Origin of the sequence: Streptomyces sp. NPDC051243 (genome assembly GCF_044455405.1) — a bacterium.
In the GTDB taxonomy this organism is placed as follows: domain Bacteria; phylum Actinomycetota; class Actinomycetes; order Streptomycetales; family Streptomycetaceae; genus Streptomyces.
Genome location: NZ_JBITES010000027.1, coordinates 49,112 through 75,256, shown reverse-complemented (window position 1 = coordinate 75,256; position 26,145 = coordinate 49,112). Strand labels below are relative to the sequence as shown.

Annotated in this window: 20 protein-coding genes; 10 read left to right on the top strand and 10 right to left on the bottom strand. The window is 69.6% G+C overall.

Annotation, left to right across the window (positions count from 1 at the left end; genetic code table 11):
• Nucleotides 1-20: 20 nt before the first annotated feature.
• Complete coding sequence (locus tag ACIBAG_RS43910) at nucleotides 21-4,589, bottom strand: amino acid adenylation domain-containing protein (protein WP_399113534.1); 4,569 nt, start codon at nucleotides 4,587-4,589, stop codon at nucleotides 21-23.
• Nucleotides 4,590-4,801: 212 nt separating this feature from the next.
• Here ACIBAG_RS43910 and ACIBAG_RS43905 point away from each other — a divergent pair, with 212 nt between their 5' ends.
• Genes ACIBAG_RS43905 through sbnB form a run of 3 tightly spaced genes read left to right on the top strand, consistent with a single transcriptional unit; the run spans nucleotide 4,802 to nucleotide 8,204 of the window.
• Entirely contained in the window at nucleotides 4,802-5,746 is a 945-nt protein-coding gene (locus tag ACIBAG_RS43905) for a TauD/TfdA family dioxygenase (RefSeq protein WP_399113532.1), read from the top strand.
• A gap of 17 nt (nucleotides 5,747-5,763) precedes the next feature.
• Entirely contained in the window at nucleotides 5,764-7,107 is a 1,344-nt protein-coding gene (locus tag ACIBAG_RS43900) for a cation:proton antiporter (protein WP_399113530.1), read from the top strand.
• A 56-nt stretch (nucleotides 7,108-7,163) separates the two neighbouring features.
• Entirely contained in the window at nucleotides 7,164-8,204 is a 1,041-nt protein-coding gene (sbnB, locus tag ACIBAG_RS43895; RefSeq protein WP_399113528.1) for a 2,3-diaminopropionate biosynthesis protein SbnB, read from the top strand.
• On the opposite strand, the gene ACIBAG_RS43890 is transcribed toward sbnB, so the two are convergent.
• On the bottom strand, nucleotides 8,195-9,001 hold the full coding sequence (locus ACIBAG_RS43890; protein WP_399113526.1) for a BTAD domain-containing putative transcriptional regulator: 807 nt from the start codon (nucleotides 8,999-9,001) through the stop codon (nucleotides 8,195-8,197). The two genes, sbnB and ACIBAG_RS43890, sit on opposite strands and share 10 nt — an antisense overlap.
• Nucleotides 9,002-9,827: 826 nt before the next feature.
• Here ACIBAG_RS43890 and sbnA point away from each other — a divergent pair.
• The 3 genes from sbnA (at nucleotide 9,828) to ACIBAG_RS43875 (ending at nucleotide 12,590) form a co-directional block, all read left to right on the top strand.
• Nucleotides 9,828-10,817: a 2,3-diaminopropionate biosynthesis protein SbnA gene (gene sbnA / locus ACIBAG_RS43885; RefSeq protein ID WP_399113524.1), complete on the top strand. Its 990-nt coding sequence runs from the start codon at nucleotides 9,828-9,830 to the stop codon at nucleotides 10,815-10,817.
• 27 nt (nucleotides 10,818-10,844) lie between these two features.
• Nucleotides 10,845-11,876 carry a TauD/TfdA family dioxygenase gene (locus ACIBAG_RS43880; protein ID WP_399113523.1) on the top strand — a complete coding sequence of 344 codons (1,032 nt, stop codon included), beginning with the start codon at nucleotides 10,845-10,847 and terminating at the stop codon, nucleotides 11,874-11,876.
• A 156-nt stretch (nucleotides 11,877-12,032) separates the two neighbouring features.
• Nucleotides 12,033-12,590, top strand: coding sequence for a glycoside hydrolase family 25 protein (locus tag ACIBAG_RS43875; protein ID WP_399113521.1), 558 nt, complete (start codon nucleotides 12,033-12,035; stop codon nucleotides 12,588-12,590).
• A 52-nt stretch (nucleotides 12,591-12,642) separates the two neighbouring features.
• Here the strand turns inward: ACIBAG_RS43875 and ACIBAG_RS43870 are convergent, their stop codons facing one another.
• Together ACIBAG_RS43870 and ACIBAG_RS43865 are read right to left on the bottom strand one after the other, a co-directional pair.
• The gene (locus tag ACIBAG_RS43870) at nucleotides 12,643-12,861 is read right to left on the bottom strand and encodes an EF-hand domain-containing protein (protein WP_399113520.1); all 219 of its coding nucleotides are present in this window, start codon (nucleotides 12,859-12,861) and stop codon (nucleotides 12,643-12,645) included.
• A gap of 50 nt (nucleotides 12,862-12,911) precedes the next feature.
• Entirely contained in the window at nucleotides 12,912-13,826 is a 915-nt protein-coding gene (locus ACIBAG_RS43865) for a MerR family transcriptional regulator (RefSeq protein ID WP_399113518.1), read from the bottom strand.
• Between the two features lie 62 nt (nucleotides 13,827-13,888).
• Between ACIBAG_RS43865 and ACIBAG_RS43860 the strand changes: the two genes are divergently transcribed.
• Nucleotides 13,889-14,524: a GNAT family N-acetyltransferase gene (locus tag ACIBAG_RS43860; protein ID WP_399113516.1), complete on the top strand. Its 636-nt coding sequence runs from the start codon at nucleotides 13,889-13,891 to the stop codon at nucleotides 14,522-14,524.
• Nucleotides 14,525-14,585: 61 nt separating this feature from the next.
• On the opposite strand, the gene ACIBAG_RS43855 is transcribed toward ACIBAG_RS43860, so the two are convergent.
• Together ACIBAG_RS43855 and ACIBAG_RS43850 are read right to left on the bottom strand one after the other, a co-directional pair.
• Nucleotides 14,586-15,257 (bottom strand): ADP-ribosyltransferase, encoded by a 672-nt coding sequence (locus tag ACIBAG_RS43855; protein ID WP_399113514.1) that lies wholly within the window; start codon nucleotides 15,255-15,257, stop codon nucleotides 14,586-14,588.
• A 276-nt stretch (nucleotides 15,258-15,533) separates the two neighbouring features.
• Nucleotides 15,534-16,721, bottom strand: a complete 1,188-nt coding sequence (locus tag ACIBAG_RS43850; RefSeq protein WP_399113512.1) for a YncE family protein — start codon at nucleotides 16,719-16,721, stop codon at nucleotides 15,534-15,536.
• A gap of 386 nt (nucleotides 16,722-17,107) precedes the next feature.
• Between ACIBAG_RS43850 and ACIBAG_RS43845 the strand changes: the two genes are divergently transcribed.
• Nucleotides 17,108-17,581 carry a hypothetical protein gene (locus ACIBAG_RS43845; RefSeq protein ID WP_399113510.1) on the top strand — a complete coding sequence of 158 codons (474 nt, stop codon included), beginning with the start codon at nucleotides 17,108-17,110 and terminating at the stop codon, nucleotides 17,579-17,581.
• A 90-nt stretch (nucleotides 17,582-17,671) separates the two neighbouring features.
• On the opposite strand, the gene ACIBAG_RS43840 is transcribed toward ACIBAG_RS43845, so the two are convergent.
• The 4 genes from ACIBAG_RS43840 to ACIBAG_RS43825 form a co-directional block, all read right to left on the bottom strand.
• Nucleotides 17,672-18,175 (bottom strand): ATP-binding protein, encoded by a 504-nt coding sequence (locus ACIBAG_RS43840; protein ID WP_399113508.1) that lies wholly within the window; start codon nucleotides 18,173-18,175, stop codon nucleotides 17,672-17,674.
• A 297-nt stretch (nucleotides 18,176-18,472) separates the two neighbouring features.
• Entirely contained in the window at nucleotides 18,473-19,240 is a 768-nt protein-coding gene (locus ACIBAG_RS43835; protein WP_399113507.1) for an enoyl-CoA hydratase/isomerase family protein, read from the bottom strand.
• Between the two features lie 112 nt (nucleotides 19,241-19,352).
• Nucleotides 19,353-20,594, bottom strand: coding sequence for an Ig-like domain-containing protein (locus ACIBAG_RS43830; protein ID WP_399113505.1), 1,242 nt, complete (start codon nucleotides 20,592-20,594; stop codon nucleotides 19,353-19,355).
• Nucleotides 20,595-20,799: 205 nt separating this feature from the next.
• Nucleotides 20,800-22,041 carry an Ig-like domain-containing protein gene (locus tag ACIBAG_RS43825; protein WP_399113503.1) on the bottom strand — a complete coding sequence of 414 codons (1,242 nt, stop codon included), beginning with the start codon at nucleotides 22,039-22,041 and terminating at the stop codon, nucleotides 20,800-20,802.
• Between the two features lie 157 nt (nucleotides 22,042-22,198).
• Here ACIBAG_RS43825 and glgX point away from each other — a divergent pair, with 157 nt between their 5' ends.
• Both glgX and ACIBAG_RS43815 read left to right on the top strand, forming a co-directional pair.
• Nucleotides 22,199-24,451: a glycogen debranching protein GlgX gene (gene glgX / locus ACIBAG_RS43820; RefSeq protein ID WP_399113502.1), complete on the top strand. Its 2,253-nt coding sequence runs from the start codon at nucleotides 22,199-22,201 to the stop codon at nucleotides 24,449-24,451.
• A 115-nt stretch (nucleotides 24,452-24,566) separates the two neighbouring features.
• A complete protein-coding gene (locus ACIBAG_RS43815; RefSeq protein ID WP_399113501.1) occupies nucleotides 24,567-25,988 on the top strand; it encodes a sulfatase in 1,422 nt (473 codons plus the stop codon).
• The last annotated feature ends 157 nt before the right edge of the window (nucleotides 25,989-26,145 follow it).

Here is a 26,145-nt window from a genome sequence, read left to right as displayed (position 1 = left end):
GGGCGATCGGTGCCGGCCGGTCAGGGCGCCTCGGGAAGGGCCTGAAGCGTGTGCACCAGCCGGGTGAGCAGCCGCTCGGCCTCGGCGTGGGAGAAGACGTCGGGCCGGTGGCCGAGCCGCAGGGTCAGCGTGCGGCCCGACACGGCGACCAGCCGCAGCGGGTAGTGGGTGCCGTCCGTCACGTCGAGGGCAGCCAGCCGGAGCCCGTCGATTCCCGTCGGCCCGCCCGCTTCCAGGGAGCGGTTGACGAACGTGATGGCGGTGTCGAAGAGCGCGCCGCCGCTGTAGCGGAGCCCGGCGCCGCCCCCCGGGTCCGCCGCCTGCCGCTGGATGTCGGCGAGCGCCAGATGGTGGTGGGGCACCAGGGACAGCTGCTCCTCCTGGAGCCGGACCAGTGTCGCGCTCATGGTCTCGCCGGCTCGCAGCCGCAGCCGGACCGGAACCGTGTTGGTGAGCAGTCCGACGATGTCCTCGACGCCCGGCAGCTGCGCCGGACGCCCGGAGACGGAGGTGCCGAACAGCACGTCGTCGCTTCCGGTGATCCGGGAGAGCAGCAGCCCCCACGCGGCGTGCACGGCGGTGCTCAGCGTGACGCCGTGGTCGCGGCAGTACGACGAGAGCGCTTCGCTCAGGTCGGCGTCGAGTTCGTGGGTGAGGTGCTCCTGGTGTTGCCCGGCCGGTGTCGTCACGCCGTCCGCGACATATGTGGGACCGGTCAGGCCGCTCAGCGCGGCGGCCCAGGCACGCCGGGACGCGGACCGGTCCTGGGCCCAGAGCCAGGCCAGGTAGTCACGGGGCGTACGGGCGGGGGGCAGCCCGGCCCGGTCGCCGCCACGGCCGTACAGCGTGAACAGTTCGCGTACGACGATCGCCGTGGACCAGCCGTCCCACAGGATGTGATGTGCCGTCAGGATCACCCGGTGCCGGTCGTCCGCCAGCTTCAGCACCAGGAACCTCAGCAAGGGGGGCGCCGTCATGTCGAACGGCCGGCCGCGTTCGTCCGCCGCGAGGCGCAGCGCCTCGGCCTCCCGCTCGTCCTCGGCCATCCCCGACAGGTCCCGCTCCGCCCACGGGGGCCGCAGCCCTTCGCAGACGATCTGTACGGGCTCCTCGGTGTCGGCGTGCCGGAACGCCGCCCGCAGCCCCGCGTGCCGCTCCAGCAGCGAGGTGGCGGCCGCGCGCAGCACCGCCGTGTCCAGCCGGCCGTCGAGGTCGAAGCGCAGCTGCGCCGCGTAGGAGTCGACGGCGCCCCTGGACAGGAGGTTGTGGAAGAGCAGGCCCTCCTGCAGGGGCGTCAGCGGCAGTACGTCGGACAGTCCGGGGTGGGCGGCGACCAGCGCGTCGATCTGCGCCTGGTCCAGCCGGACCAGCGGAAGGTCGGCGGGTGTGAGCCCGGCGGCGCCCACCGGCCGGCCGTCGCCCGGTGCCCCCGGACCGCTGCCGGCCGCGGCCGCGTCGGTGCCGTCGGTGGCGTCTGTTCCGTCGACCGCGCAGCCGACCATGCCGGTGTGCGGGGCGAGTTGGGCGACGGTCGGGTGCCGGAAGACGTCGCCCACCTCGAAGACGACGCCGGCCCGGTGCGCCTGGGCGACGAGTTGCAGGGCGAGGATGCTGTCGCCGCCGCGCCCGAAGAACGAGTCCTCCACACCGAACCGGTCAAGGCCGAGCACCTGCGCGAACAGCGCGCACAGGATCTCCTCCCGGTCGTCGCGCGGCGGCCGCCCGGTCCCGGCCGCGGAGAAGTCCGGCGCGGGCAGGGCGCGCCGGTCCACCTTTCCGTTCGGCGTGACGGGCACGGCGTCCAGTTCGACCACCATCGGCACCATGTGGTCCGGCAGCGAGCGCGCGGCCCCGCGGCGTACCTCGTCGAGGTCCAGCACCGCGCCGGGCGCGGGCACCACGTGGGCGACCAGCCGCTTGCTGCCCGGCCGCTCCTCCCACACCGTCGCGACCGCCGCCCCGACCTGCTCCTGGCGTGCCAGCACCGCTTCGATCTCACCGAGTTCGACGCGGACGCCGCGGATCTTGACCTGGCTGTCCGCGCGCCCGATGTATTCGAGCTGCCCGTCGTCGCGCCAGCGCACGAGATCGCCGGTGCGGTACATGCGCGACCCGGGCGGCCCGTACGGGCAGGGCACGAACCGCCGCGCCGTCAGCTCCGGCCGGCGCAGATAGCCCCGGGCGACCCCGGCTCCCGCGATGTACAACTCCCCCACCGCGCCGTGCAGTACCGGCAGCATGCCGCCGTCCAGCACGAATACCTGGGAATTGGCGATCGGAGCGCCGATCGCCGGTGCGGCGGCAGGATCCAGCGGCGGACTCACGGTGGTGGTGACCGTCGACTCGGTGACGCCGTACTCGTTGAAGATCCGCCGGCCGGTGGCCCACCGGCGCAGCGTCTCGGGGTCCGCGGGCTCGCCGCCGGTGATCAGCACGCCGAGTTCCGGCAGGTCCTCGGACGGGACCCGGGTCAGAAAGACCGGGGGGATCGCGGCCTGGGTGATCCCGTGCTCGCGCAGCAGTGCGGCCAGTTCGTCGCCCGAGAGGGTCCGCCCCTCGGGGGCCAGCACCAGCCGGCCACCCGCCAGCAGGGTCGGCCAGATGTCGGCCATGGCGACGTCGAAACTCGGCGACACCAGCTGCAGCACACGGCTTCGGGCGTTCAGGCCGTAGCGCCGTACGCGGTCCTCGACCAGGTTCCGCAGACCCCGGTGCGGCACGACGACGCCCTTGGGCACCCCGGTGGAGCCGGATGTGTAGATGACGTACGCGGACTGGTCCGGGACGGGGTCCGGCAGCCGCCCCGCGAGGCGGGGCCGGCCCGGGGGGACGTCCGTCGCGTCGAGGAGGATGCGCGCGGTTCCCTCGGGGAGTCTCGTCTCCTCGCTCGTCGTGATCACATAGGCGGGGGACGAGTCTTCGAGGGTGTGCAGGAAGCGCTCCGTGGGATAGGAGACGTCGACGGGGACGAAGGCGGCGCCCGCCTTGAGCACGGCCAGCATGGCGACGACGAGTTCCGGTGACCGCGGCAGCGCGAGGGCCACGAGGTCTTCGGGGCCGATGCCCCGGCCGGCCAGTTCATGGGCCAGCAGTTCCGAGTTCGCCTCGAGTTCCCCGTACGTCAGGCTGTTCGGGCCGTGGACGAGCGCGATGGCCGACGGGGTCGCGGCCGCCCGCTCCCGGAAGAGCCGCGGCACCGTCTCGTCGCTCAGGGGCAGTTCGGTGGCGTTGCGGTCCACGAGGAGTCGCTGCCGTTCCGCCGCGCCGAGCACGTCGATCGAGTCCAGGGCGGTCTCCGGAGCCGCGGCGACGGTGCGGATGAACGCCAGCAGGCGCTCCTGGTGCCCCGCGAGGCTGTCCAGGTCGTGGGTCTCGGGGTTGCCGTCCAGGACCAGGGACATCGCCTCGCCGCCGGGCTCGGGGCGGAAGGTGAAGAACAGGTCGAGAACCGGGCCCGAGGCCAGGTTGTGGCTGGTGGCCGGGGCTTCCCCGAAGCGAAGCGGTCCGCCGTACGGCATGAGGTTGACGATCGGCCCCATCAGCGCGCCCACCCCGTCGTTCGGAGCCAGTTCGCGCTGCAGGTCCTCCAGCCGGAAGCGTTCGTGTTTCAGCGCCTCGCCGACCTCCCGCGTCAGGCGCGGTACCAGATCCGCCAGGCTCTGGCCGGGTGTGACGGCCAGACGCACCGGGAGGCTGTTGGTCGCCATGCCGGGAATCCGGCGCGCCGGGACACTGCGCCGTCCCGTCACCGGCACTCCGATGACGACGTCCTGACGGCCGGTCACTCGGTGGGCGTAGGCCCCGACGACCGTCATGAGCAGAATCTGCCACGTGGTGCCGGACACGACGGCCGTCTTACGCAGGAGTTCCAGGTCGGCTTCGGGCAGCGAGGTCGTCAGCCGCAGCCGCAACCGCTCCTCCGGCAGGCCCGGTCCGGCACCTCGGCGCCCGGGCATCCGCAGCGGTTCGGGCCGGTCGGCGAAGTGCTCCACCCAGTACGCGCGGTCCGCCGCGAAAGCGTCGGACGCACGGTATTCGGCTTCGTCGTCGAGAAGGTCTTTCAGAGGACCGAATACACGGGTGACCTCGGTCTCCCCTGCGGCCAGCGCGGAATATATCTCGGCCAGTCGCCGGCCGAGCAGATGAACCCCGTATCCGTCGATGACGACATGGTGAATCCGGTAGTAGAACAAGAACCTGGTGTCGGAGAGCTTGATCAGGGCGAAGGACGAAATGGGGCCCCTGCTCAGATCGACCGGACGCCGGACATCGTCGCGCATCCACCGCTGCGCCCGCGCCTGCGCGTCGGCGTCGGCCGAGAGGTCGATCAGCGGCAGGTCGGCCACCTGTTCCGGGTCCATGACCTGCCAGAGGCCGTCGTCCTGGACGATGCGGTCGATGCGTACGACATCGGCCTCGGCGCTCAGCGCCGCCCAGGCCGCGCGGAACAGGGCGACGTCGACCGGTCCGTCGACAGCGATGTACTCCGCGCAGTTGTAGGTCCGCCCGGTGGAATCCATCTGGTGGGCGAACCACACCCCTTGCTGGCCGGCGGACAAAGGAAGCCGGACAGCGTCCCGGTCGATCATTCTCGACTCCGTCGCTCGCTGTTTCCAGGAATCCCGCGCAGAGAGCTGCACGGTAAAGACCACCCTGGACATCGCGGCTATAGACCGCCTATACAACGTCCGGTTCCGAGCGGACCGATGGGGCGGGAGAGGACCGATAGACCGGTTAGTGAAGAAATATAGGCGCCGTCTGAAGGGTCGGACCGACCGAGGTCCCGCCGCGAGGAGAAGCCATGACGGACGGTTACAGTGCCTGGGCGCCGCTTGTCGTCACCCCGGCCGACATCGGGGCCGAGGCCGCCCCGGAAAGCCTGATCGGCCATCTGCGCGAACTCGCCGATCTGGACGCCCTGCTGGTGCGGGAGAAAGCCCTGGTCTTCCGCGGTTTCCAGGTCGGCACGGCCGAGTTGGACACGGTGCTGGACCTGCTGCTGCCGAATCGGCTGGCCTACGTCAACGGCAACTCGCCCCGCACCAAGGTCGGACAGAACGTCTACACGTCGACGGAGTACCCGCCGGAGTACACCATCTCCATGCACAACGAGCTGAGCTACGCCCATCAGTGGCCGGCCCGGCTGGTCTTCTTCTGCGAGCAGGCCGCCGAGACGGGCGGCGCGACGCCCGTCGTGGACGGTGTGCGCTGGCTGGAGGCGCTCGATCCCGAGGTGCGCGAGGGCTTCGCCGACGGGGTCCGCTACACGCAGAACCTGCACGGCGGCACGGGCTTCGGCAAGAGCTGGCAGGACACGTTCGAGACGGACGACCGCGACGAGGTCGAGCGGCTCCTCACCGGTACCGGCGCAGACCATGAGTGGACGCGGGACGGCGGGCTGCGGGTGTGCCAGACACGGCCGTCGACGCTCAGGCACCCGGTGACCGGTGCCGAGGTCTGGTTCAACCAGGCCGACCAGTGGCACGCAGCCGGACTGGGCGACGAGACGGCGGCCGCGCTGCACCGGATCATGCCGGAGAAGGACCTGCCCCAGTCGGTCACCTTCGCCGACGGCTCGCCCATCCCGGCGCGGTACATCACCCAGATCCGCGACCGCGGTCTGAACAGCGCCGTCGACGTCGACTGGCAGACCGGTGACGTGCTGCTCATCGACAACATGCTGGTCGGTCACGGCCGCCGGTCCTTCACCGGCCGGCGCCGGGTCCTCGTCGCGATGTCCGACTGAGGGGCGGGAGCAGCTCCATGCTGATCGCAACCGAGCCGGTGCCGCCCCTGGGCGGCCATCCACTGGCCATGTTCCTGGTTCAGGTCGTGCTTCTGCTGCTGGTCGCGACCCTCCTGGGGCGGCTCGCGGCGCGATGCTCGCTGCCGCCCATCGTCGGCGAGCTGATGACGGGCATCGTCCTGGGGCCGTCCCTGCTCGGGCACACACTGCCGCAGGTGTCCGACTGGCTCTTCCCCGATGTGCCGGAGCAGGCCCATCTGCTGGATGCCATGGGCCAGTTCGGCGTCCTGCTGCTGGTCGGCCTGACGGGTCTGCAGATGGACACCCAGCTGATCCGCAGGCGAGCCGCCACAGCGATACGGGTCAGTCTGCCCGGCTTCGTCATTCCGCTGGGCCTGGGCATCGCCGCGGGCTGTCTGCTGCCCGCGGCGATGCTCGCGGAGGGCTCCGACCGCACGGTCTTCGCCGCGTTCCTCGGCATCGCGATGTGTGTCAGCGCGATCCCGGTCATCGCCAAGACGCTGATGGATCTCGGCCTGCTGCACCGCAACGTCGGGCAGCTCATCCTCATCTCGGGGACGGTCGACGACGTGCTGGGCTGGCTCGGTCTCTCCGTGGTCACCGCGATGGCGACGAGCGGACTGGACGCCGGGAGCCTGGTGCGGACGGTCGTCTTCCTCGTGTTGTTCGTGGCGGGCGCGGCGCTGATCGGCCGTCCGCTGGTGCACCGCGCCATGCGGGCGACCGCCGGATCGGCCGAGCCGGGGGTCACCCTCGGGGTGGCCGTGGCGCTCGTCATCGCGTTCAGCGCGATCACCCACGCGATCGGATTCGAGGCCGTCTTCGGCGCACTGGTCGCCGGGGTCCTGATCCGCGGGGCGGGCAAGGACGTACTGACCCGGCTGGCCCCCCTGCGCACCTTCGTCGTGGCGGTGCTGGCGCCGGTGTTCTTCGCGACGGCGGGGCTGCGGATGGATCTGACCGCGCTGGCCGATCCGACCGTGCTGGTCACCGCGCTGGTTCTGCTGGCCATCGCGGTCCTCGGCAAGTTCGCGGGCGCGTTCATCGGCGCCTGGGCCAGTGGCCTGAGCCGCTGGGAGGCGATCGCGCTCGGAGCGGGCATGAACGCCCGCGGTGTGGTCGAGGTGATCGTGGCCATGGTCGGTCTGCGCCTCGGGGTCCTGAACACGGCGATGTACACCGTCATCGTGCTGATCGCGGTGGCGACCTCGTTGATGGGACCGCCGATTCTGCGCCGGGCCGTGGGCCGCATCGAACTGACCGCCGAGGAGGAACTGCGAAGGTCCGAGCTCCGCTCCACCCTGCACAAGGACGACCTCAAGCCTGTGGAACAGGCGTAGCCCCACCTCACCCCGCCGAGCCAGCCGAACCAGCCGAACTCGCGCGAAAGGCAGCCATGAACCAGCCCGCCCCCTCCCCCGTCCCTTCCTTCAGCGTGATTTCGGGCGCCCAGGTGCACGAGGTGATCAACGGGAAGGAGAACGAGGTCACGCGGATAGTCGAGGCCGCCTACCGGCTGCACGGAAGCGGCCGGACGGTGAACCCCGACTCCTATTTCCTGCGGTTCGAGGACCGCCCGTCGTCCCGGATCATCGCGCTGCCCGCCTCGCTCAGTGGCGAGGAGCCCGTGCACGGGATCAAGTGGATCTCCAGCTTCCCGGAGAACGTGGCCGCCGGAATTCCGCGCGCTTCCGCGGTCCTGATCCTCAACGACGCCCGGACCGGGTATCCGTTCGCCTGTCTGGAGAGCTCCATCATCAGCGCGGCGCGCACCGCGGCCTCCGCCGCGCTGGCGGCCGTCGAGCTGAGCGCGCAGCGGGGCGGGCGCCCGACCCGGGTGGGGTTCTTCGGCACCGGGCTGATCGCCCGCTTCATTCACTCCTATCTCGTCGGCAACGGATTCGTCTTCGACGAGCTGGGCGTTCACGACCTCTCGGCCGAGCACGCCAAGGATTTCCGCGGCTGTCTCGAACGCACCGAGCGGGGAACGATCACCGTCCATGAGACGGCAGAGGAACTGGTCAGGTCCTCCGATCTCATCGTGTTCGCCACCACCGCGGCACACCCTCATGTGACCGACCCGCAATGGTTCGCCCACAACCCCCTGGTCCTGCACATCTCGCTGCGGGACCTGTCACCGGAGATCGTGCTCGCGTCGCACAACGTCACCGATGACATCGAGCACTGCATGAAGGCCAACACCTCGCTGCATCTGACCGAGCAGCAGGTCGGCAGTCGCGCGTTCGTGGCCGGCACCCTGTTCGACGTGCTGACCGGACAGCTGGTCTGCCCGCCGGACCGTCCGGTCGTCTTCTCCCCGTTCGGCCTCGGAGTTCTGGACCTGGCCGTGGCGCACCACATCTACGGCTCGGTGCGCGGGAAGGGTGCCCTGCATACGGTCCCCGACTTCTTCAGCGAGCTGAAGCGCTACGGGTGACCGATCCCGTTCGCCGCGAGGAAGGACTCGGGGTGCTGCAGAAGGTCGTCGCCGACAGCGTCGTGGCCCGGCAGACCGACCAGGACCTCCCGCTCCATCTCGTCGACGCTACCGGTGAGGATCGCCTGGTACGTGCGACGCAGCGCGGAACCGGGGTCCACCCCGAGCTCCTCGTCCAGCAGCTGCCGGCCCTCATGGAAGACGGTGAAGGCGTCGGCCTGCCGGTCACTGGCGTAGAGGGCCAGCATGAGCTGAGCCCGCAGCCGCTCGCGCAGCGGATGCGCGTGTACCAGGCCGACCAGCTCCGAGGTGAGCTGGGCATGGTGACCGAGGGCCAGGTTCGCGGAGATGCGGGTCTCCAGCGTCTCCATGTAGGCCTCCTCGATGCTCGGTCTCTCGGTGTCCCCGAGATGCTCGGTCACATCGGTGAGGGTGGGTCCCCGCCAGAGGCCGAGTGCGGCGCGCAGCAACTCCGCGGCCCGTACGAATCTGCCTTCCCGCAGCGCGGAACGACCGGAGCGGGACAGCATCACGAAGTCGCCGTAGTCGAAGCGGCCGGAGGTGATCCGGAGCAGATAGCCGGACCCTTTGCGTATTATCTCGGCGTGATTTTCCAGATGCTGGCGGAGCCGCGAGGCGTAGGTGTATATCTGCGCCTGGTAGGTGCCCGGCGGCTCTTTCCCCCACAGTGCCTCGCCCAGGCGATGGTCGGGGAGCACGCGTTCGCCGGCCAATAATAAGGCCGCGAGCATGGTGCGCTGCTTGGTTCCATTGAGCGGAATCTCTGTGCCCGCCACCCATGCTCCCACGGGGCCGAGAATCCGAAATTCCATCACGTTTGAACTCCTCCTTGGTCACATCAGAGCCAGATGGTCACGAAGGTAACGTTGTCAGCCGGCATGAATATGGAGAGCATGCGCAATGGGCGGTATATTTCGAAATGCGCACTCCGGTCGGCCGAATACCGAGAGAAGACGTCGGCGCCGCGCTACGGCATTCTGAGCGCCGTGATCGCCGGATGAGCAGTACGCGCATGAACACGCAAAAGTGACATCGCCCCGTCCCCGTTCCCCGTTACCCGTACAGAAATATGCACGGCTCCGCGGTCGATACATCGCCGCTTCAGCGACTGTAGGCACGGCCGGGAACCGGAGTCAAGGATCACCAGATTAAGGGGAGCTGCCGTTCAGCCCGACATCCGGGCAGCTTGAGTGGCCAAATCGAGCGGGGTAGATTCACTTTGAACATTCACGTAGCAGGCAGGTCGTCACAGTATGTCTGAATCATGACGGTAATAACCTACGGAGCCAGGAACAACACCTGCTCAGCGAGCCGCAAATATTAGTTTGCACCTACCTGCAATCAATACTTGGCAGGTGTGCATGCCGGGCGAACCCTGCCCGCCCTGCCGGAGGCCCGACCGTCGGCTTCGCACACCGGAGCCGAGGAAGGCTGTGAATTGCCCATGGCTCCGGCGGCGGTGAACCGGAGCAGGACCCCGTCCCGTCAATAGGCCTCGTATAGGTCAAATATTGCAGCAATTGCGAGCATCGCTGCACGAGACGACGAGAGCCTCTAGACGAGAATGGGTTGCATTACGTGACGGCTATCATCTCGAATCCCATGGACTTCAATGTCGAGGATCTCTACGTCGATCTCCGGCCGAGCGTGGGACGCCGGCTCTTTCTGAAGTGCGAGGGCTTCAACTTCGCCGGCTCGATCAAACTGAAGGCCGCCACCGAGATGGTGGAGGCGAAGGAGCGCGGCGGGGAACTCGTCCCCGGGGCGACGCTGATCGAATCGTCCTCGGGCAACATGGGCGTCGCGCTGAGCGTCGTGGCGGCGAGCCGCGGCTACCGGTTCGTCTGTGTGACCGACGTGCGCTGTACGCCCGCGGCCCGGCGACTGATGGAGGCCCTCGGCAGCGAGGTGCACATCATCACCGAGCCCGACCCGGACAACGGGTTCCTCGGAGCCCGGCTGGCGTACGTGCGACGAGTGTGCGCAGCGAACCCCGACTATCTGTGGCTCAACCAATATGCCAACGAAGGCAACTGGATGGGCCACTACCGGACCACGGGCGCCGAGATCGCCAAGGCGTTTCCCACGCTCGACGTGTTGTTCGTGGGAGCGGGGACGACCGGAACGCTGATGGGGTGCGCCCACTACTTCCGTGAGAACCAGCCGTCGGTCACCATCGTGGCCGTCGATGCCGTCGGCTCCGTGACGTTCGGCACGCCCTCGGACCGGCGCCTGATCCCGGGCCTGGGCACCAGTGTGCGGCCGGGGATCCTCGACATGTCGTACGTGGACGACATCGTCCACGTCTCCGAGGCCGAGACGGTCAGGATGTGCCGAAGGCTCGTGAGCCGCGGCTTCCTCTTCGGTGGCTCGACGGGAACCGTGGTCAGCGGCGCGCTCGCCTGGATGACGGCGAACGGCATGGGCGACGACGTCACCGCGGTCGCCATCGCGCCGGACCTCGGGACGAACTACCTGGAGACGATCTACAACGACGAGTGGCTGGCCCGGTCGTACGACCCGCCGCCGCTGTCGGACCAGCCCATGTGGACGGACCGGTCGAGGGCCGACCGGCCGCGTGCCACCCGTTGACCTCGGATCAGGAGCGGAGACATCTGGATGACCCCGGAAACCGCCATACCCCAGCCGACCGGCCTGCCCGTGCGGTTCCAGCCCGGCCGGCCGCCGATCCTCCGGACACCGCGGTTGGCCGGCCAGGCCTCCGCGCAGGCCTGGGTCACGGAGCACATCGAGGCCATCCGGGCGGAACTCCTGCGCCACGGGCACCTGCTGATCCGAGGCCTGCCGATCGAACGGCAGGAGCACTTCGCACAGCTGCGCGACATCCTGGTGCGGCAACGGGCCACCTACAAGGAGAAGGCCACGCCCCGCAGTGACTACGGCGCCGACGTGTACTCCTCGACGGACCTCCCTGCGATCCAGCCGATCCGCCAGCACAACGAGAACAGCTACACACTGGACTTCCCCGGCCTGCTGCTCTTCTGCTGCCTCGACGCTCCCGACGAGGGCGGCGCCACCACCGTCGCCGACGTCCGTCAGGTACGAGCGGCCCTGCCCTCCGACCTCGTGGAGCGCTTCCGGACCACCGGCTGGCTGCTGACCCGCAACTACCACGACCACGCCGGTCTTCCCTGGCAGACGGCATTCGCCACCGAGGACCGCGAGGAGGTGGCCGCGTACTGCGAACGCAATCTCATCGGCCACTCCTGGCAGACCGGCATGGGGCTGCGCACCGTCCAGCGCCGCTCGGCGCTCGTTCGCCATCCGCGGACCCATGAGGAGGTGTGGTTCAACCACGCCGCGTTCTGGAGCCGTTGGTCGCTGGACAAGGACGTCCAGGAGGTCATGGAGATGACCTACGGCACGGACGGACTGCCGTTCGACACGTCGTTCGGCGACGGCGAGGCGCTGACGGCCGAGGCCGTGGACATCCTCAACGAGGCCTATGACTCGGCCACCCGCCGCGAGAGCTGGCGGCCGGGGGACCTCATGCTTGTCGACAACGTCCTCTCGTCGCACGGCCGCGACGCCTACCGCGGCACCCGCAGGATCCTCGTCGCGATGGGCGAGCCGATCACCCTCACCGACTGCGAGCCGACCGTCCGGCCTTCCCCGGGCCTGCTCACCTGACCTGCGGGCCCCGTGCGAAGGCAGACATCGGTGCCCGACGGGCCGGCACCCTCGAATGTTTGACAATTCCACGTCAGGAACGCGTCAGCCATGCCACGGTGGGGCATACACCGAATCCAACTCCTGTCCCCCACCGGCACTTCAGGGAGTCCCCCCATGCTGCGCGGCATCGACGTAAGCGCGTACCAGTCCTCGTCCTACGACACCGACGGCCTCTCCTTCGTCTTCATCAAGGCGACGGAGGGCCGCTCCTACGTCAACCCCAAGCTGACCGCCCAGACCAAGAGAGCCCGCGACGCCGGACTCGTCGTCGGTTTCTACCACTTCCTCTGGCCGGGCAACCTCTCGGCCCAGGCGGAGTACTTCGTCAAGCACGCGCCGGAGAAGGCCGGTGACATCCTCGCCGTGGACTGGGAGACGACGAGTGACGGGACGCATGCGAGCAACGCGGAGAAGGATCTCTTCATCCGGAAGGTGAAGGAGAAGCGCCCCGACAACCCCGTTGTGCTGTACTGCAATCGGAACTACTGGCTCAACGTGGACACCACGTCCTACGCCGGCGACGGCCTGTGGATCGCCGACTACGTGACGGCGGGCAAGCCCCGCATCAAGGCGAAGTGGCGCTTCCACCAGTACACCGACAACCCGCTCGACCGGAACGTCGCCGACTTCTCCAGCAAGGCCGCTCTGCGCGAATGGGCCGAGAGCGCATGACGAAGGGGCGCCCCTCCGCCGCACAGGCGGACCGGGCGCCCCTTCCCCGCTGTCACTTGTTCAGGAAGGCCCAGAACTCGTCGAACGACAGGAGCTTGTCGCCGTTCAGGTCGCGGCTGCTGATGATCGCTTCGGCGACCGCCTCGGTGACGTTCCAGTCGCCGCCCTGGGCCAGGGCGGTCTTGAACTCGGCGGCGGTGATGGTGCCGTCACCGTCCGCATCGATGCGCTCGAACTGCTTGCGTGCTTCGTCGATGTCGATGTTCGCCACCGGTCCGCCCCTTTTCGTCGTACCTTGATGTCCTACTGCCGCAGGTCAGATTAACCGCCCGCCCGCACCTCCAGCGCGGCGACCACCCAGGCGAACTCCGCACGGCGCGCCGACGCGGGCTCCTGGCCCTTCACCACGGCCAGCAGCTCGCGGTAGCGGGAGACCTTGTCGTTCGCGGTGGACCTCAGGCGTTCGAGTACGGCGGCCGGGTCGGCGTCGCCGAGCAGGTCCCGCAGGATCCGCTCGGCCTCGGGCGAATCCGGTGCGACGCCCCGCTGACGGGCCTCGGCCGCCAGGTGCACCAGCTTCCGGGCGAACCACATCGACGCTCCCGCGGGCGTCTCGGGCCCACGGCCGGCCGCGTTGAACTCGGCCACCGTGCGCATGTGCGCCCGGAAGTCCGCGTCCTGGAGCAGTTCGGCCAGCTCCACCCAGGCGTCCACCTGTTCAAAGGTCGGCTCGTCCGGCAGGTCCACGGCCATCTCCCGCATACGGTCGCGGATCACGGGATCCGCCGTATCCAGTCCGTGGAACATCTCGTCCACGAACTCCTCCAGGATCCGTCGCCGTTCGGCGGCCGACAGTCGGGCCAGTTTGTTCATGAGCGTCATCTCCTCCGCGGTCGAGCCGCGTCGCGCCACGGTCGACAGCACCGCGCGGGTCACCTTCAGCGACCGGATCTGCGCGTCCAGGGCGGCGACGTGCGTTGCCGCGACCGACGCCACGTCCTTCTCTCCGCTGAGCACCTTCCGTACGTCGTCCAGGCCCAGCCCCAGTTCCCGCAGCGTGCGGATCAGCTCCAGGCGGGCGACGGACTCGGCGTCGTACAGCCGGTAGCCGCCGGACGAGCGGGTGACCGGGTGCAGGACGCCCTCGTCGGACCAGTAGCGGATGGTCCGGACGGTCAGTCCGGTAGCCCGGGCCAGCTCGCCGATGGTGAAAAGTCCGGTGCCGTCTTCGATCATGTCTGCGAGTGTGGGCCTTCCAGCGGGTGGAGACTCAAGAGCGGAGGGTGGGGGTGACCGCCGTGGCGGAGATCTTGCGGGACATTCTCGACGCGGCGGCACGTGGTGTCTTCCCGCCCGCGGACGGCGGTACGACCGTCGTGCCCCAGCCCTCGCCCCGGCACGCCGGTGTCCTCTCCTTCACCGCGCACTCCGTCGTCGTCACGGACGAGGATCCCGACTGGATCCACGACACTCTGCGCGAGGTGGACTGCGACGGACTGGCCGCGACGCTGAACCCACGGTTCCTGGCGGCCCTCATGGAGCGGACGGGGCGCTGGTCCGAGACCGTCGACGCGGTCCTGGTCGGCTCCCCGCTGCCGGGTGAGCCACCGCTCGCGCTGAAGGAGATCGAGGACGCCGCTCACCCCCGGATCCGCTACACCCGCAGGCGGCGCGACGACGTGCGCGCGTGGGCGGCGCAGGGGGGTGTGGTGGTCCTGGGGCGCGGGGTCGCCGGGCGGCTGGAGGTGTCGGTCGAGGTGGAGGAGTCCGTACGGCAACGGGGGCTGGGGCGGCTGCTGGTGAGGGCCGCCCGGCATCTCGTCACGGAGCCGCTGTGGGCGCAGATCGCGCCGGGGAACGCCCGCAGCGTGCGGGCGTTCCAGGCGGCCGGCTACCGGCAGGTGGGCGCGGAGCTGCTGCTGCACGCCCGGTAGGGATCTCGGTGCGGGGTCCTCCGCGCCGGGTGCTCCTTACCGGGCCCTCGGTACCCGGCGCTCAGTGCCAGGCCTCGAAGTGCGGGTTGCTCTGGCAGCCGCTCATGATCTCGACCTTGGTCGTCTTGTTGACCGGGCAGACGCCGATGATGTACTTCCGGTCGATGCCGCCGGGGAAGGCGACCTCGACCTGGTCGGCCCATTTGTGGGTGTCGCCGATGGTCTTGTTGACGTCGATGCCGCCGGGGGCGTCGATGTAGTAGTTCCAGCCCGACTTCCACCACCTCTTGTACAGGTCGTGGTCGTACGTGGTGGACACGTACGGAGAGGGCTGGTTGACCAGGACGTACTGCTCCAGGTCGTACTGGCCGTTCACGACGTCCTTGGGCTTGAAGCCCTCCTGGAAGACGATCTCCGGGCCGCGGCCGTCGGCCCGGTAGAGCGTGCCGCAGGTGGTCCGCCACGCCGGGTCGGGGGTGATGCGGTCCACGTCGACGCGGCGGTCGGCGGCGGCCTTGACCTTGTCGTCGTACTGGACGGGACAGGCCGCCGGGGCAGGGGCGGCCTTGGTCACCGTCGTGAGAGCGGGGGCGGGGAGTCCGGCGATGGCGGCGGGGAGGTCGGCGACCGAGGTGCGGGGGGCCTCGGGAGCCGTGGCGGCCGTCGTCGCGAGGACGGCCGAGAGGGACAGGACGGCGGCAGCGGCCCGCCGTCGCAAGCGAGTTGTGATCATGGGAGTACCATCCCGGGCCCACGGCGGTGGGGCGCGGAGCGTCACTCGTACGGCGGCGTGTCCGCTGACCGCCGGTCAACCAGCTGTCGGCTAGGGCCTGTCGGATCAGGTCGGCTGAGAGGAACTGCGCTTTTTCAGCCGCCCGCGACGCCGGCATGATCCGAACGACAGGTCCTAGGCGTGTCCGCAAAGTCCCGTCGTCCGCCCGGAGGGCGGGCCCCGCGGCGAGAGTGCGTGCCAGGCGTCGCGGGGCAGGCGGGACTTCGCGGACACGGCCTAGCGGAAGATGCCGGTGTGGCCGAGGGAGTAGCGGCCGGGCTGCGGGTAGACGGCGAGGCCGTGCGGGCCGCTGCCGACCGGGATGCGGGCGAGCTGTTTGCCGGTGCGGGTGTCGATGGCGTACACCTCGGAGTCGTAACGGCCGGACAGCCACAGCACTTTGCCGTCGGCGGAGACGCCGCCCATGTCGGGGCTGCCGCCGTCGGGGAGGTGCCACTTCTTGGTGAGCTTGTTCTTCGTGAAGTCGAAGACGGAGACGCTGCCCTCGCCGCGGTTGGAGACGTACATCTCGCGTGAGTCGCGGCTGACGTAGAGGCCGTGGCAGCCCTTGCCGGTACGCAGGAGGGTGGGCTCGGTGAACTTGTCGCCGTCCAGGACCCACATGCCGTCGGCCATCATGTCGGCGATGTAGAACCTCTTGCCGTCCGGGGAGATCTTCACGTCCTGGGGCATCGCACCGTCGAAGGGGAGCCGCTGCTGGCCGACGACCTTCATCTTCTGGGTGTCGACCTTGAGCAGTTCGCCGCTGAACTCGCAGGAGACGATGAAGTACCGGCCGTCGGCGGAGAAGTCGGCGTGGTTGACGCCGTAGCAGGTGACCGGCTCGGTCTTGATCCGCTTCATGGTGTGGGGGTCGCGGAAGACGAGTTCGCGGTCGAGGGAGGCCATGACGACGGCGTACTTGCCGTTGGGGGTGAAGTAGAGGTTGTACGGGTCGTGGACCTTGAGCTCCTTGCCCGCCTTGCCGGTCTTCGGGTCGATGGGGGTGAGGGTGTGGCCGCGGTTGTTGTTGACCCAGAGGGTCTTCATGTCCCAGGAGGGCACGACGTGCTGGGGCTGGCGGCCGACGGGGATGGTCTCGATGATCTCGTACGTCTTCGGGTCGATGACGGAGACGGTGTCGGACTCGCTGTTCGGTACGTACACGCGGGACGGGAAGTCCTTGACGACCGGGGAGAGCTTGTTCGGGCGGTCGGCGGCGTAGACGTCCTTCGGATCGAGGACGGGGGGCATGCCGGGGAGGCCGTCCACGGGCTGCTTCTTCGGTGGGGCGGGGACGGCGGCGGCCTGGGTGCCGGGGGACTCGGCGGCGGCACGGTTTCTGTCCTTGGCCGACTCGGTGCCGCAGGCGGCGAGTGCGAGGAGGCCGAGGCCGGCGAGGAGGGTGCGGTGGATGACGTTCATCGGCGGCTCTTCCGTACGGCGGGGTGGGAGGTGGGGTGGGGCGCGGGAGCGGTTTGTCGTCCGGTGGGCAGTCGATCTAGGGCACCGGACTATTTAATGAGGAATGCGTCGAAAAACGCACGATTCACCCGATAGGCGGCCCACCACGGGTCGCCGCCCATCCCTGGCGGCCAGGCCGGCCCCGAATGCCCCACCCTGACAACTGTCAGGGCCGCGACATCCCTGGCGCGCCCTACGCTTCGAGGCGCCGACTCGGGGGAGCTCGCGGCCGCTACGGCATCCGGAGCAGCAGATGTGAGCGCTCCGGTCGGGTAACGGCAGCAGCCGCGGTGACGACATCTCACCGTTGGAACGGCTGCATCGGTTGCGACCACAGAGGAGATCACATGCGCTGGGGAAGACTCAGAAAACGGGCGGCTGCAATGGTCGTGGCGATGATCGCCGCAGTCCTTGTTCCGCTGGCGGCGCAGGCACCAGCACAGGCAGCGCCGAACGCCGCGGCCGGCACGAGGGCATGGACACCGCAGATCTACCCGCTGTTCTCGGGCGAGTGGGTACAGCGGGATGTGTCGAGTGCCGATCGGAACTACTGGCTGGCCGGCTGCGCCGCAGCAGATGGCATCGCCTGCGTGTCGGTTGGCCAGGGCGATGGCAAGCACAGCGTCTTCCACCTGTTCAAGTGCGATACGCGGTCGCTCTCGAACTTCATCGACGCGCTCGCTGTTCTCAACAACCAGACCGGCGGAGCCGAAGTCCGTTTCTGGGGGCCCAGGTACCGGGTCAACATCCCCGCGAACGGCGAGATCCGCACGGTCGAGGACTACGCGACCTACGACTTCAATAACCTCGACCTCTGCTGAGGGCACATCGACCCGGGCACGCTGATCATGGTGTCCGGGTCGGAAGCCTGTGCGCGGCGCGCTGACCGAACCGGGCATCCCCGACGGACCCTAGCGGTCCGCCACCCGCATCTCGAACCACGTCGTCTTGCCGCGCGGCAGCAGGTCCACGCCCCAGCGGTCGGAGAGTTTGTCCACCAGGAACAGGCCGCGGCCACTGACGTCCATCTCCTGGACCGGCATCAGGCACGGCAGTCCGCGCGAGGGGTCGCGGACCTCGATGCGGATCCAGCCCCGGCGACGGCGCATGCGAAGGCCGAAGACGCGGGCGCCGGTGTGGCGGACTGCGTTGCCGACCAGCTCCGAGACGAGCAGGACCGCGTCCTCCGTCATCTTCGGAGTCAGGCCCCACTGGCGCAGTACCACCACCTGCGCGAGCCGGCGCGCCGTTGCCGCGGACTCGGGGCGGGACGGGAGCGGAACCTCCGCCTCCGTGGGATTGCCGAACAGTTCAAGCGCCTTCGAGGCAGCTTCGTCCTCGATCCCCGGCGACCAGCGCGCCGCAGTCACACGGCCGTGTCCCCGCGGCTGTTCGATACCCTCCAGCCCCGCCATGCCCCCATCATGGCCGCCCACAGCCCCCTCCGGGGCCGTTCCCGCGGAATACACCCCCCGGAACAACTCATTCCGTGCGGCTCCAGCGGCATATGACAGTGGCAGTTCGGAGTCACTCACAGCCCGTCCGACCTGCGACGACGGCTCTGCTGGAGGCAATCGACGGGCTCCCTCGACAAGACAGGCTTAAGGTTGCCTTAAGGCTGCCATAAACCGCCCCATCGAGGGACCCGGATCAGACATCGCGTCAATTGCAAGTGATGCGGGGGGAGTTTCGGACTGCTCCGCCTCAGAGGATCAGAGGAACTTGGCCTTTCCCGGCCCCTCCTCCACGAAGCTCCGCATCCCCCGCTCCCGGTCCTCGGTGGCGAACAGGCCCGCGAACCAACCCCGTTCCACCGCCAGGCCCGTCTCGATGTCCGTCTCCAGACCCGTGTCGATCGACTCCTTCGCCGCGCGCAGCGCGATCGCCGGGCCCTGTGCCAGCTTCGCCGCCCAGGCGTGCGCCTCGGCGTAGACCTGGTCGGCGGCCACGACGCGGTCCACCAGGCCCAACTCCCGTGCCTCGTCGGCCTTCACCATACGACCCGTGAAGATCAGGTCCTTCGCCTTCGACGGGCCGATCAGCCGGGCCAGCCGCTGGGTGCCGCCCGCGCCCGGGATCAGGCCGAGCAGGATCTCAGGCTGGCCCAGCTTGGCGTTGTCCGCGGCGATACGGAAGTCCGCGCACAGCGCCAACTCGCAGCCCCCGCCGAGCGCGTAGCCGGTCACCGCAGCCACCACCGGCTTGGGGATCCGGGCCACCGCCGTGAACGACTCCTGCAGGGCCCGTGCGCGCAGGACCATCGCCGTGTGGTCCATGGCCTGCATCTCCTTGATGTCCGCGCCGGCCGCGAACACCTTCTCCCCGCCGTAGATCACCACGGCCCGTACGTCGTCACGCCGGCCCGCCTCCTCGGCGAGCTCCTTGAGCCTGTCCTGCGTGGCGACGTCCAGCGCGTTCATCGGGGGACGGTCGAGGCGGAGGGTACCGACGCCTTCGGCGACTTCGAGATTCACGGTCATGCGAGCAGGTTAACCGCCGCTAACGACCTCGGCCCCGGTGCCGTACCTCACATCGAGGCCGTACACCGGGGCCGTACGTCGGCGGCGGGGACGTGCCCCCGTCAGGAACGCGCTAGGCCTTCCACTTCTCCCACGACATGTTCCACCCGTTCAGCCCGTTGTCCGGGGCCACGGTCGCGTCGCTGGAGTTCTTCACGACCACCACGTCACCGATCATCGAGTGGTTGTAGAACCACGCGGCCGGCGTACCGCCGTCCCACGCGCCCTTGACGTCGCGCAGGCCGACGCAGCCGTGGCTGGCGTTGTAGTTGCCGAAGGCGTCGCCACCCCAGTAGTTGCCGTGGATGAAGGTGCCGGAGTTGGTCAGGCGCATGGCGTGCGGGACGTCCTTGATGTCGTACTCGCCCTCGTAGCCGACCGTGTCGCCGTTCATCCGGGTCTCGACGAACTTCTCGGTGATGACCATCTGGCCGTTCCAGGTCGCGTACCCGGGCTTGCCGGTGGTGACGGGGATGGTCTTGACGACCTTGCCGTCCTGCATGACCTTCATCTTCTTGGTCTTCACGTCGACGACGGAGACCTGGTCGCGGCCGATGGTGAAGGAGACGGTCTTGGACTGCTCGCCGTAGACGCCGGGGCGGCCCTCGACGCCGTCGAGGTTGAGCTCGACGGTGACCTTGGTGCCTTCCTTCCAGTACTTCTCGGGCCGGAAGTCGAGACGGTCGTTGCCGAACCAGTGGCCCGCCACCTCGACGGCGGGCTCGGTCTTGATCGTGACCGCCTTCTCGACGTCCTCGGGGTTGGTGATGCCCCGGGTGAAGCGCAGCGAGAACGGCATTCCGACGCCGACCTTGGAGCCGTCCTCGGGCGTGAAGTGACCGAGGAAGGTGTTCTTCGGGGTCAGGGTGGTGAAGTCGGCCTCCTTGGTGGCCTCCAGGCCCTCGGAGTCCTTGGCGACCGCGTGCACGGTGTACTTCGTGGCGGCCGCGAGATGCGTGGACGGCGTCCAGGTGCCGCCGTCGCCGGATATCTTCCCGGCTATCGTCTTGCCCTTGGCGTCCTTGACCTCGACGTCCGTGAGCTTCCCCTTGGCCGCGGTGACCTTGAGCGCGCCGCTGGTCTCGACGGACTTCGCCCCGTCGCCCGGCGCTATGGTCACGACGGCCTGCGACTTCTTGGCCTCCGCCGTGGCGGAGTCCTCGCCCTTGCCGTTGCCGGCCCCGGCGTTCGACCCGCCGCCTCCGCCGCACGCGGTCACGGCGAGCAGCAGCACACCCGCCAGCGCCGACAGCCCCACGCGTCCACGCCTGGCGCGCGCGTCAACCGACGCCCCCGATATCGGCCGCACGTTCAAGTCTTTCTCCCCTCCCCGGGCCCAAGGCCCTCGCCGGGCCCCAAGGCCCTGTCGGGCCTGGTCGGCCCGCTCCCCCGCGCGCTCGCCGCGCGCATCGGCGCATATTAACCACAAGGTCATGGGCGTTGGCGCCGCGCGATTGTCACCGTTCAGTTCCAACATCGACAGATAGCCGGTTGGTCGAGCAACTCACCCCCCTTTCCTGTTACTTCACCGCACTCCCCGCCTTCCACTCCTTCCAGCCCATATTCCATCCTCCGAGGCCATTGTCGGGAGCGACCTTTTTGTCCTTTCTGTTGACGACCTCGACGACGTCCCCGACCAGGCTGCGGTCGAAGAACCAACCCGCGGGCGTCTCGGAGCTGCCGCCCTTGACGTCCCGCAGGCCCACGCACCCGTGGCTGACGTTGGTGCGCCCGAAGATGTCGGCGTCGGCCCAGTAGTTGCCGTGCAGGAAGGTGCCGGAGTCGGTGAGGCGCATGGCGTGCGGGACGTCGGGGATGTCGTACTCGCCCTTGCCGTTGGCCTTCTTGAAGCCGACCGTGGCGCCGTTCATCCGGGTGAGTTCGAGCATCTCGGTGACGACCATCTTGCCGTTGTAGGTGGTGTGCTTCGGGGCGCCCGCGGTGACCGGCACGGTCGCGAGGAGCTCGCCGTCGCGCCGTACCTCCATGGTGTGCTTCGCCGCGTCGACGACGGAGACCTGGTGGCGGCCGACGGTGAACGAGAACGTCTTGTGCTGCAGGCCGTACACCCCGGGCGCCCCCTCGACGTCCCGCAGGCGCAGGTCGACGGTGACCCGGGTGCCGGGCTTCCAGGGGTGCTGCGGGCGGAAGTCGAGGCGGGAGGTGCCGAACCAGTGCGGGCGGATGTCCACGGCCGGCTCGGCGGTGACCTGGACGGCGCGTTCGACGGCCGCGCGGTGCTCGATCTCCCGGTTGAACTCCAGGGAGACGATCATTCCGGTGCCGACGGTGGAGCGGTGCTCCGGGGTGACGTAGCCGATGAACCGCTCGTCGGGGACGTACGTGGTGAAGGTCGTGTGCCGTGCGCTGCGGCGCCCGTGGCCGTCGAGGGCCACCGCGTCGATCGTGTACCTGGCGGCCAGGGCGAGCCCGGGGTCGTCGGGCTCCCAGCGCCGGCCGTCCTCGGAGATGCGCCCGGGCACCGGGGTGTCCTGCGCGTCCTGGGACTTGACGACCTTCACCGACTCGAGCCGTCCGCTGAGCACGCCCACGACAAGCCGGTCGTCGGGGCGTGCGCCCTTGCTGCCGTCGTCCGGCAGCACCCGGATGACGTCCTCGGGAGCCGGCGGTTTGCCCAGCATCTCGTCGACACCGGCGCCGCCGGAGGTGCAGCCGGCCGCCCCGGCCAGCAGTCCTGCCCATGTCAGTACGGCGGCCAACACGGCCCCCGCGCGCCGCGCGCGCCCTTGTACGTGCCTCACGAAGACCCCAACGACCGGGGTGGGTGTGGGGAAACGTGAGTGCGAGCCATGCGGTGGGCAGAACATGTGGGAGGACGACGCGATGGGAGCCGCGGACGGGACGCCGAGGGCTCCGCTTCCACACTCGTGTGGTCCCTGAGCCGTGGGAGGCCGTCAGGTGTCGAGCGCAGCCGAGCAGGAGGCGGTGGCCGCCGCGGTCGCCGCTGAGGAGGGGCGCCCGGCCGCCGTCGTGAACGGCGCGCGGCGCAAGGTCCCCGCGGTGCCCGTGTGGCCGGGCTCGCCCGTGCCGCTCGGCGCCCGTTTCCGGGTCGGCCCGGACGGGGTGGCGGGCACCAACTTCGCGCTGTGGGCGGGCGGGGCGGAGTCGGTCGAGTTGTGCCTGTTCGACGAGCAGGGCAAGGAGACGCGGGCCCGGCTGACCGAACTGACGCACGAGATCTGGCACGGGTTCGTGCCGGGCGTGATGCCGGGCCAGCGCTACGGCTACCGGGTGCACGGCCGCTGGGACCCGTGGACCGGCGGCCGCTGGAACCCGGCGAAGCTGCTCCTCGACCCGTACGCGCGCGCGGTGGACGGCGACTTCAGCCTGCCGCCCGAGGTCTACGGCCATGTCCGCGACTGGCCCCAGCAGCATGTCGCGGACACCGTGCGCGACGACCGGGACTCGGCGCCGTACGTCCCGAAGGGTGTCGTGGTCCATGACGACGCGCCCGACGACGAGTGGATGGACGACCGCCGGCCGAAGACGCCGTGGGCGGACTCGGTGATCTACGAGGTGCACGTGCGCGGCTTCACGAAACTGCACCCGGGGATCCCGGAGGAGCTGCGCGGGACGTACGCCGGTCTGGCACACCCTGCCGCCGTCGAGCACCTGGTGAAGCTGGGCGTGACGGCCGTCGAGCTCCTCCCGGTCCACCAGTTCGCGCACGAGGACCACCTGCTGCGCAAGGGTCTGCGCAACTACTGGGGCTACAACTCCATCGGCTACTTCGCCCCGCACGCCGCCTACGCCGCCTCCGGTACGACCGGGCAGCAGGTCGGCGAGTTCAAGCGGATGGTGCGCGCGCTGCACGCGGCCGGGATCGAGGTCATCCTCGACGTCGTCTACAACCACACGGCGGAGGCGGGCGAGCTCGGCCCGACGCTGTCGCTGAAGGGGATCGACAACCGGGGGTACTACCGGTTGCAGTCGGACGCGCGCCGGTACGCGGACTACACGGGCTGCGGGAACACCCTCCACGTCGTCCAACCGCATGTGCTCAGGCTGATCACCGACTCACTGCGCTACTGGGTGACGGAGATGGGCGTGGACGGCTTCCGCTTCGATCTGGCGGCCGCGCTGGCCCGTTCCATGCACGACGTCGACATGCTCTCGCCGTTCCTCGCCGTCATCGCGCAGGATCCGGTGCTGCGGCGGGTGAAGCTGATCGCCGAGCCGTGGGACGTGGGGTCGGGCGGCTATCAGGTGGGCGCCTTCCCGCCGCTGTGGACGGAGTGGAACGACCGCTACCGCAATGCCGTACGGGATTTCTGGCGCGGCGCGCTGCCGGACGTACGGGATCTGGGGTACCGCCTGTCGGGGTCCAGCGACCTGTACGCGTGGGGCGGGCGGCGGCCGTACGCCTCGGTCAACTTCGTGACGGCGCACGACGGTTTCACGCTGCGGGACATGGTGTCCTACGAGCGCAAGCACAACGAGGCGAACGGCGAGGGCAACCGGGACGGCTCCGACGACAACCGGTCGTGGAACTGCGGGGCCGAGGGCGAGACGGACGACGAGCGGGTACGCGCGCTGCGGCGGCGCCAGCTGCGGAACCTGCTGACCACGCTGCTGCTGTCGACGGGTGTGCCGATGCTGGTCGCGGGCGATGAGCTGGGGCGGACGCAGCGGGGCAACAACAACGCGTACTGCCAGGACAACGAGATCAGCTGGCTGGACTGGCGGCTGCTGGAGGAGCCGGGCTGGAAGGCGCTGTTCGACCTGACGTCCCGGCTGATCGAGCTGCGGCACCGGCATCCGGTGCTGCGTCGCCGGGCCTTCTTCTCCGGCCGGGCGCACTCGGCCGACGGCCTCCGGGACCTGGCCTGGTTCACGGCGCGCGGCACGGAGATGACGGAACGGGACTGGTACGCGCCCGCCGCCACGCTGGGCATGTACCTGTCCGGTCGGGACATCCCGGGCCGGGACGAACGCGGGGCGCCGATAGCCGACGACAGCTTCCTGGCCGTGCTGCACGCCGGGGACCGGCCGGTGAGCTTCGTGCTGCCGGGGCCGCCGTGGGCGGAGCGGTACGAGGTGGTCGTCGACACCTCGCGCGAGGAGCAGGGGGAGGCGCCGGGTGTGGAGCATCCGGCGGGGGCGGCGGTCACGGTGCCGGCGCGGGCGGTGCTGTTGCTGAGGGTCGAGTGAGGCGGCGCGGGGTTCAGTGAGATGGCGCCGGGCTCATTGAGGTGGCGTTTCAAGCCCATGAACTCCGCGCCGTTTTCCTGGCCATGGGACCGGGGCTGCTGATCGACTGGGACGCATGCCCGAGATATCCCGCCGTGCCTTCGGCGGCCTCGTCGGCGGTGGCGCCGTGACCGCCGTCGCCGGTACGGCCATCCCCGCCGAGGCCGCCGCAGCCGTAGCAGCCGCCCCCGCCGAGCGCCCCTTCGAGGCCCGCCCCGCCGTGTCCGGCAAGCGCCCCAACTTCCTCGTCATCCTGGGCGACGACCTGGGCTGGGCGGACCTGTCCTCCTACGGCGCCCCGCACATCCGGACCCCGAACCTGGACCGGCTGGCCCGGCAGGGGGTGCCGTTCACGAACGCGTACTCCGGCTCGGCGACCTGCTCCCCGACCCGGTTCAGCCTGTACACCGGGCGCTATCCGGGCCGTACGAAGGGCGGGCTGGCGGAGCCCGTCGCCGACAAGTCGCAGGGGCTGGACCCGAACCACCCCACGCTCGCCTCGCTGCTGAAGAAGGCCGGCTACGCCACCGCCCTGATCGGCAAGTGGCACTGCGGCTGGCTGCCGGACCACAGCCCCACCAAATCCGGCTGGGACGAGTTCTTCGGCAACTTCGGTGGCGTCCTGGAGTACTTCTCCAAGCTGGGCCAGCTCGGCGCGTACGACCTCTACGAGGGGGACGCCGAGTACCAGGACCTGCGGTACTACACGACCGTACTGACCGAGCGGGCCGTCGAGTACGTCAGCCGGGACCACACCGCGCCCTGGCTGCTGAACCTCAACTTCACCACCCCGCACTGGCCCTGGCTCGCGGAGGGCGACGAGGAGACCGGCGCGGAGATCGCGGCGAAGATCCGGGCCGCGAAGAGTCAGGCGGAGGTCAGCCGGGCGCTCAATCACTACGACGGCGGCTCGGTCGCCAAGTACACGCAGATGGTCGAGAGCCTCGACGCCGCCGTCGGCGAGGTGCTCGACGCCCTGCGTCGCTCCGGGCAGGAGGAGAACACGCTCGTGCTGTTCGCCAGCGACAACGGCGGCGAGCGCTACTCCTACAACTGGCCGCTCAGCGGCGAGAAGTTCGTGCTGCTGGAGGGTGGCATCCGGGTCCCGGCGATCGTGCGCTGGCCGGCCCGGATCAACGGCCGGCAGGTCAGTCACGAGCCGAACTTCTCCCCGGACTGGACGGCGACCCTGCTGGAGCTCGGTGGGGCCCGCCCGGACCCGGCGTATCCGCTCGACGGCACAAGTCTCGCCGGCTACCTGCTGCGCGGCGAGGAGCTGCCGGAGCGCGATCTGTTCTGGCGAGTACGGGCCAACCGGGCCCTGCGGCGCGGCGACTGGAAGTACTACCGTGACGCGAGCGGCAAGGACCACCTCTACAACCTGGCCGCCGACCAGCGCGAGCAGGCCGATCTGGCGTCGGACAGGCCCGAGTTGCTCGCCGAGCTGAAGGCCGCCTGGGAGAGGATCGCGGGCGGGCTGCTGCCCTATCCCGGTTAGGGCCTGTCGTTCGGATCAGGTCGGCTGAGAGCCACTGTGCTTTTCAGCCGACCCGAGCCGGGGTCGATGGGGGTGCCCCCGCGCGAGGTTGTTCGAGCGTGGGGGAGTCGGCAACCGACGACAACGCGGCTGGGGGTACCCCTGCTCGAAGAGCTCG

What these genes read in the sequence shown, in the direction of transcription:
- ACIBAG_RS43910 (WP_399113534.1), bottom strand. Translation starts at nt 4,589, where the DNA reads ATGATCGACCGGGACGCTGTCCGGCTTCCTTTGTCCGCCGGCCAGCAA.
- ACIBAG_RS43905 (WP_399113532.1), top strand. Translation starts at nt 4,802, where the DNA reads ATGACGGACGGTTACAGTGCCTGGGCGCCGCTTGTCGTCACCCCGGCC.
- ACIBAG_RS43900 (WP_399113530.1), top strand. Translation starts at nt 5,764, where the DNA reads ATGCTGATCGCAACCGAGCCGGTGCCGCCCCTGGGCGGCCATCCACTG.
- sbnB (WP_399113528.1), top strand. Translation starts at nt 7,164, where the DNA reads ATGAACCAGCCCGCCCCCTCCCCCGTCCCTTCCTTCAGCGTGATTTCG.
- sbnA (WP_399113524.1), top strand. Translation starts at nt 9,828, where the DNA reads ATGGACTTCAATGTCGAGGATCTCTACGTCGATCTCCGGCCGAGCGTG.
- ACIBAG_RS43880 (WP_399113523.1), top strand. Translation starts at nt 10,845, where the DNA reads ATGACCCCGGAAACCGCCATACCCCAGCCGACCGGCCTGCCCGTGCGG.
- ACIBAG_RS43875 (WP_399113521.1), top strand. Translation starts at nt 12,033, where the DNA reads ATGCTGCGCGGCATCGACGTAAGCGCGTACCAGTCCTCGTCCTACGAC.
- ACIBAG_RS43865 (WP_399113518.1), bottom strand. Translation starts at nt 13,826, where the DNA reads ATGATCGAAGACGGCACCGGACTTTTCACCATCGGCGAGCTGGCCCGG.
- ACIBAG_RS43855 (WP_399113514.1), bottom strand. Translation starts at nt 15,257, where the DNA reads ATGATCACAACTCGCTTGCGACGGCGGGCCGCTGCCGCCGTCCTGTCC.
- ACIBAG_RS43850 (WP_399113512.1), bottom strand. Translation starts at nt 16,721, where the DNA reads ATGAACGTCATCCACCGCACCCTCCTCGCCGGCCTCGGCCTCCTCGCA.
- ACIBAG_RS43845 (WP_399113510.1), top strand. Translation starts at nt 17,108, where the DNA reads ATGCGCTGGGGAAGACTCAGAAAACGGGCGGCTGCAATGGTCGTGGCG.
- ACIBAG_RS43840 (WP_399113508.1), bottom strand. Translation starts at nt 18,175, where the DNA reads ATGGCGGGGCTGGAGGGTATCGAACAGCCGCGGGGACACGGCCGTGTG.
- ACIBAG_RS43835 (WP_399113507.1), bottom strand. Translation starts at nt 19,240, where the DNA reads ATGACCGTGAATCTCGAAGTCGCCGAAGGCGTCGGTACCCTCCGCCTC.
- ACIBAG_RS43815 (WP_399113501.1), top strand. Translation starts at nt 24,567, where the DNA reads ATGCCCGAGATATCCCGCCGTGCCTTCGGCGGCCTCGTCGGCGGTGGC.